Raw genomic sequence first — 1,843 nt, forward strand, 5'->3', positions numbered from 1 at the left:
GCTGCCGTGCCACGCGATTTCGGCGTTACACGGCATGTCGCCTGACGTCAAATTCCACACGAAACGGCATAGAGCCGTAAATGTCGTTACACCATCCTGTTCGCTCTGAACTTGAGCACTTCCGTGATGCAAGGACATGATCGACTTGACGATGGCCAGTCCTAATCCGGCTGATGCAGAAATGCTCGATCTTGATTTGTCCGATCGGTAAAAACGGTCGAACAGGCGCGGCAAATCTTCCGCGACAATACTTGGGCCAGTGTTGGAAACCGATAGGTGCACACCATCTTGATCAGCCACCGTACGCAACACGATGGTGTTGCCTCTTGTCGTGTAACGAATAGCGTTGGAGACCAGATTGCTTACTGCGCGGCGCAGCAGGTGTGCGTCGGCATGCACCGTGCCGGTGGCAATCAGCAAAAGGAGAACCCCAGCCTCGGAGGCGGGGCCTTCGAAGTACTCGGTAATGCGCGTGAGCTCGCCGTGAGCGTCCAGTTGTTCCGTCGATAGTGCAACCTGATCGTGATCTGCACGAGCCAAGAACAACATGCTTTCCACCATTCTCGCTAGCCGCCCAAATTCTTCATAGTTAGATGAAAGCAGGTTTTGATATTCCTCGGTTTCTCTAGGTTGAGATAACACGACTTCGGTCTGAACCATCAGGTTGTTCAGCGGCGTGCGTAAATCATGAGCAAGGTCGCCAGCAAATTCGGACAGATTATTGAGACTGCTTTGCAGGCGGTTAAGCACCTCGTTAAACGAATCGGCCAGAACCCTTAGCTCAGCAGGTGCCGATTGTGCATCCAATCGTATTTCAAGGTTATGCGCCGTAATCTGTTGTGCTTGACCTGCAAATAACTTCACTTTCCCCAAGCCACAACGAACGACAATAAAGCCCAGTAGCGCTGTCAGCACTGCGCCGATGAGTCCTGCAATAACAACTTTCAATCTATAAGTAGCTAAGACCGCAGCAAGGCCATTGCTACTGCGGGCAAGCGTGATGGTGACTTCCGTACCGGTGGCGCCAACAGAACCCAGTGCACGGATGACTCGCAAATTTTGCTCGTTGCGCTGTACGGCATTGCGAACATGCGATGGTTCAGGTATCACAGCTGCAGGTATCGGTGCGGCGGCATCCGTGAACGAGTACTGGACATTATTACGCACCAAGATCTCCCTATTCTTAGCTTGTATCAGCAACGAAAACTCTCCGTGAATGTTAACTGCCTCCAAAAAACGATGAGGATGCAGGCGGATCGAGTCGACATCAGCCGTTTCCTCTAAAACGTGTCTGATGAATAGAATGCACTCCACGAGGTTGGTATCGTCCCGTTCCTGGAGTTGGCTTGCCAGCGCCTGATAAAGGTAAATGCCAAGCACGGAAAACACAAACACTGAAATAAAGGCAAAGAGTGCTCCCAACTGCGCGGTGAGAGACCAGTTGCTGACCCTCACCGCCGGTCTTCCAAAACATAACCCATACTGCGGATTGTATGGATAAGCTTAACTTCAAACGGATCATCAATTTTCGCCCGCAGGCGACGTATCGCAACATCGACAACATTGGTATCACTGTCGAAATTCATGTCCCAGACTTGAGAGGCAATCAGTGGCCGCGACAAAACTTGACCGACGCGCTTCAGCAGCAAATGCAAGAGGGCAAACTCCTTTGCAGTCAAATCGATGCGGATCCCAGCCCGAATGACTCGCCGCTTGGGAGCGTCTAGCTCCAGATCGGCGACGTGTAAGAGATCTGGTTCCCTAGTTGTAATGACCTGCATTTGAAACGGCCCCGACCAGCATTCCAGCCTGTTCTCGGCCAGGAATAACTGCAACTGACAGT

General features: G+C 51.8%; 2 protein-coding genes. Both read right to left on the bottom strand.

Features of this window, described 5'->3' with window-relative positions; translation table 11 throughout:
* Nucleotides 1-1,455 (bottom strand): heavy metal sensor histidine kinase (locus AC1RQG_RS27785; protein WP_493136644.1); only part of this gene is annotated, 1,455 nt, incomplete at its 3' end.
* On the bottom strand, nt 1,452-1,843 hold a 392-nt coding region (locus tag AC1RQG_RS27790), incomplete at its 5' end, for a winged helix-turn-helix domain-containing protein (RefSeq protein ID WP_493136646.1). The genes AC1RQG_RS27785 and AC1RQG_RS27790, both read right to left, overlap by 4 nt.

Source organism: Rugamonas sp. GW822-FHT03B10 (assembly GCF_058801745.1).